The organism is Bacteroides sp. UBA939 (genome assembly GCF_002293435.1).
Lineage (GTDB): Bacteria > Bacteroidota > Bacteroidia > Bacteroidales > Bacteroidaceae > Bacteroides.
Genome location: NZ_DBDF01000233.1, coordinates 10,174 through 14,957, shown reverse-complemented (window position 1 = coordinate 14,957; position 4,784 = coordinate 10,174). Strand labels below are relative to the sequence as shown.

4 protein-coding genes are annotated in these 4,784 nt (G+C 50.5%); all 4 read right to left on the bottom strand.

All coding sequences use genetic code 11. From position 1 onward, the window contains the following. Positions 1–293 precede the first annotated feature (293 nt). The 4 genes from cbiB to B2Z67_RS15555 are packed head-to-tail and all read right to left on the bottom strand — an operon-like array spanning position 294 to position 4,185. Positions 294–1,409, bottom strand: coding sequence for an adenosylcobinamide-phosphate synthase CbiB (cbiB, locus tag B2Z67_RS15570; RefSeq protein WP_291530757.1), 1,116 nt, complete (start codon positions 1,407–1,409; stop codon positions 294–296). Between the two features lie 51 nt (positions 1,410–1,460). After that, positions 1,461–1,637 (bottom strand): hypothetical protein, encoded by a 177-nt coding sequence (locus tag B2Z67_RS15565; RefSeq protein ID WP_291530756.1) that lies wholly within the window; start codon positions 1,635–1,637, stop codon positions 1,461–1,463. Continuing rightward, positions 1,628–2,635: an aminotransferase class I/II-fold pyridoxal phosphate-dependent enzyme gene (locus B2Z67_RS15560; protein WP_291530755.1), complete on the bottom strand. Its 1,008-nt coding sequence runs from the start codon at positions 2,633–2,635 to the stop codon at positions 1,628–1,630. Before B2Z67_RS15560 ends, B2Z67_RS15565 begins: the two co-directional genes overlap by 10 nt. Beyond that, a complete protein-coding gene (locus B2Z67_RS15555) occupies positions 2,632–4,185 on the bottom strand; it encodes a cobyric acid synthase (protein ID WP_291530754.1) in 1,554 nt (517 codons plus the stop codon). The genes B2Z67_RS15560 and B2Z67_RS15555 overlap by 4 nt, the downstream gene beginning before the upstream one ends. Positions 4,186–4,784 lie beyond the last annotated feature (599 nt).

The following is a 4,784-nucleotide window of genomic DNA, read 5'->3' as shown; positions in this document are numbered from 1 at the left end:
ATGAAAGCAAATCACAACTGAAGGTTTTGATTCATGATGCCTTGTATTTCGGGGTTGAAATACTGGGGCTGTTTGTCGTTTATGCCTATTATGAAGATTTTCATTTTAATCACTAAACTCTAATCACTAACCTGCATTATTCATACTGTAGTTAAAGGCGTTATCACTTCGTTAGTAGTTAAGGAGTTAAAGCCGATACTCCGTGAATCATATAACATTAGTATCGGCTTTAACTACTAAGACAACTTGTTGGCTGATAACTCCTTTAACTCCTGAAGCATGAATTATTCAGGTTAAATACCTATCACGGCAATACAGATTATAGCAAGAGCTATCATCAACAGTTCCGCCCGGCGATTTATGGCTATGGCAGTTTGCATATCGGCGGTTGTTAGTTCCCTGGGGTTGTGGCCTATGTAGGGCTTCGCGATGGTTTGTCCGAAGTACACGTTAGGCCCTCCGAACCGGCAATTGAGTATTCCCGCTAAGGCTGCTTCCGGATATCCGGAGTTGGGGCTGGCGTGTTGACTGCCGTATTGCTTGACGAATGCAAACAGATTCACGGGTGCAGACGGATTTATGAATGCAAACAGATTCACGGGTGCAGACGGCTTGACGAATGCAGACAGATTCACGAGTGCAGACGGCTTGACGAATGCAAACAGGCTCACAGGTGCAGACGACGGCTTCACAGATGCAGACGGCTTCACGAATGCAGACGGCAGCTTCACAAATGCCGGCAGAGACAGCCTCCCGCTTACGATAATCATCAGAGCAGCCGTCAGACGGGCAGGGATGTAGTTGGCAATATCATCAATGTGCGCCGCCCAGCAGCCGAATTGCCTGTACCGTTCGTTCTTGTAGCCAATCATCGAATCGAGCGTATTCACCATCTTATAGGCAAACATACCCGGAACTCCCAGCAGTACGTACCAGAAGAGCGGAGCAATTACCCCGTCGCTCAGGTTCTCGGCAAGAGTTTCCAAAGCGGCGGTGCGGATTTGCTGCGGCGACAGTGCCGAGGTATCGCGTCCTACGATGCGGGCTACTTGCGTCCTGCCCTCGCTTACCGAAGAATCAACGGCTACGAACACCTGCTTCACTTCGTCTATCAGGGTCTTTCCTGCCAGGCAGAAGAATATAACGATGGCAGAGAATATCATGTACGCATAACAATAGGGTGCCAATGCTTGCAGCAGGAAGTACATCAGCAGGAAGCATAGCGAGATGAGGAGTATCGCGAACAAACCTCCCTTGAGCATCCTCCGGTTCCCTTTGTTCAGTGCTCGTTCTCCTGATGAGATTACTTTGCCGAAACCTACGGCAGGATGAGGCAGGAAGCGCGGGTCGCCGAACAGCCTATCGGCAAGCCAGCCCAGCAGTAGTGGGAGCAATAAGTTAATGTTCATAAGTTAATGTTCATAATTAGTTTCTACTTTGATAGTATCTCCGGGGGTATGCTAAGTATATCCCCCACCAGCGTAACCTACATACCCCTGTATCTTAGGACATACATACCCCTGTATGTTATAACCTACATACCCCTGTATCTTACTACCTACATACCCCTGTATGTTATAACCTACATACCCCTGTACCTTATAAGGAGAAGAGACCGGTTTATGGTCTATATCCATTCCCGAATAGCTATTATTAATACATCGTTTTCTTCGGGCGACTGAGTGGCTATCCTGAAATAGCGCTCATCCAGTCCCCTGAAGTTGGCAGCATCGCGAATCAGTATGCCGTGGCTGCTGATAAGGAACTCCTTCAGCTCGGATGCACTGCGGTTCTCCAGCTTGCACAGAAAGAAGTGCGTGTTGGTGGGTAGCGCCGCCAACCCGTCTATGGCATTCAGCGCTGTGGCGAGGCGGTTTGTTTCGGCAAGGTAAGCCGGCAAATCGAAGCTCCTCTCTGTGCCAAGCAAGTATTTACCCGCTTCTATAGCCAGTTGGTTCACCGACCAGGGCATCCGGTAGGTGGCGATTGCCCGGATGTGTTCATCGCAAGCCGTGATGTATCCGAGGCGCAGCCCCGGGATGGCATAACTCTTGGTCATGGAGTGCAGCAGGATGGCGTTCCGGTGGTTCAGACCTTCGGCGGCGGTAAACGTATATTGACTGTCGGCGAAGGCTTCGTATGACTGGTCTATGACGAAGCTAATGTCCGGACGACCGGCGATGAAGCTGTCTAAAAGCTGTTTGTGGTAAGCATACCCGTCGGGATTGTTGGGGTTGCACAACCATACGAGTTCAGTGTCTTTATCTATCTCGTACAGCGAAGGCGCAAACGACAACCGGTGCCCGTTGATGCGGCAAGCGTCCTCGTACTCGCTGAATGTGGGGGTGATGATGCACGACTTCTTGCCCCTGAATGTCTGGGCAATCAGGTAGATGGCCTCGACGGCTCCGTTCGTCACCAGTACGCCGGATGGTTGTATCCCGTTCTTCTCCGCCAGTAGCTCGACCAGCGAATGGGCGTCCGGTTCGGGGTATGAGTGTATGGCAGCAGGGACGCAGGCGCACAGATGCCGGTGCAGACCCGTGAAGTCTTGCCTGTTGTAAATGTTGGAGCTGAAGTTGCCTGTAATCTCCCGGCTGTGATGGTATATGTCGTCGCCGTGGCCGTTAATCATAGCATGCCTCCTTTCTCTTCCTCCGGTGCGGAGGGGGTGATTATCTGATATATCAGTTCCATGTCCACGTGCTTGCGGACATGGTCGGACAGTTTGTTGTACTGCTCTTCTTTGAACGCCTGGTAATCGAAAGGCTCACCGGTCAGCTTGTCGGCGTAAGGGGCGAGCAGGTAGTCGATGACGACTTTGTTGTCCAGTATGCCGTGGATGTAGGAACCAAAGCATTTGGGGGTTGCGAAGTAGCCGTCTGTGGATTCAGCTTCCGGCATGTCCGGAGAGGATGAACTTTCTGCTATCAATGTATTGAGAGGCGAAGGTGATGCCCCCTCCACAGGAGAAGTCGCCCCCATGTGTATCTCGTATCCCCGGCACGTCTCTTTAGAGTCCATAAACGTGAATTGTACCTGCCGTGTCAGCTTCCCGCCTTCTATCCGGGTAGATACGGGCAGTAGACCCAACCCGGGCAACCGCTCGATGTTGCTTTCCATGTGAGTAGGGTCGCACACTTCCTGCCCCATAATCTGGTAGCCTCCGCAGATGCCCACTACCGTTGCCCCCGCCTTGTGAGCCTTCACAATGCTTTGAGCCACCCCGTTGCGCCGCAGTTCGTACAGGTCGGACAAGGTACTCTTGCTTCCGGGTATGAGGATGATGTCCGCTTTCTCTATTTCATCCGTATTGTTGGTATAATAAAGGTGGACGCGCGGGTCACGCTCCAGTACGTTGAAGTCGGTGAAGTTAGACACATGGCGAAGCAATACGACTGCAATGTTAATCTTGCCGTGTGCCGACTGCATGTTCTTACTTTGCAACGTAACCGAGTCTTCCTCCTCAATATGTATGTCCTTGTAGTAGGGCACCACGCCGACAACGGGAATGCCGCAAAGCTCTTCGAGCGTCTTTACCCCCGGCTGGAATAGCCTGATGTCTCCCCTGAATTTATTGATAAGAATGCCTCTGACGTACTTTCTCTCTTCGGGCGTGAGCAGCATAACCGACCCGTAGACGGAAGCAAATACCCCGCCGCGGTCTATATCCGCCACCAGTATGACGCGTGCATTGGCGTGCATCGCCATCGGCATATTCACCAGGTCTACGTCGCGCAGGTTTATCTCAGAGATGCTGCCGGCGCCTTCCATTACGATGGGGTTGTAGCGCTGCTCCAGCCGGTGGAAGGCGGCGTTTACCTCTTGGCGAAGCTCGTCGCGCCCTTCTTTGCGGAAGTACTGGTAGGCGTGCTGGTTGCCGGTGGGTTTGCCGTTGAGTATCACCTGGCAAATCTTCTCGCCGGATGGTTTCAGCAGCAGCGGATTCATGTCCGTGTGGCACGGGATGCCTGCGGCTTCTGCCTGGACGGCTTGCGCGCGACCTATCTCCAGCCCCTGGGGTGTTGCGTAGGAGTTGAGCGACATGTTCTGCGCTTTGAACGGCGCAGGGCGATAGCCGTCTTGCAGGAAGATGCGGCACAGTGCGGTGGCAATGATGCTTTTGCCGGCATCGCTGCCGGTTCCGGCAAGCATGATGGGGTGTAACTTGAGGGTTTCAGACATTTTAGTAGAGCTTACAGCAGCGGGTCAGTTCAGGATTTCCAACCAGATTCCCTTTTCATCACTTTTCCGTTGTCTTTGGAATTGTGAAACCAAAAGTGTGGCAAAGATAATACAAATTGGTTAATCGAACTTGGTGTGGGTGGTAAATTTCGGGCAACCGCATCAAAATTGTATTTGTCCTAACTATATTACTCCTGCTTATAGACTCCTAACTACTTTAACTCCTCTAAATCCTAAAATGTGAATAATACAGGCTAACTCCTACGGTATGAATAATATAGGCTAACTGTACTATTCATACCGTAAGAATTAAAGGAGTTGTCAAATTGACAATTTGTATTTTTAATCGCCTGAGAATGCGTTATTTCCGCCCGAAGGCAAGGTTGGTTAGAAATACGCGAGCGAAAATTAGTAAGTGCCATACTGTCAGAGAGATATCGAAATACGTACATTTATTCTGGAGCAAAAAATCTCCTAAAAAGTCAGAGATAAGGGAAAAACCGGGCAGGATAAGCCAACTACTTATAAGTAACAAGTCAACTACCTATAGGTAGTTAGTGATCTACCTATAGATAGTTAGTGATCTACTTATAGATAGT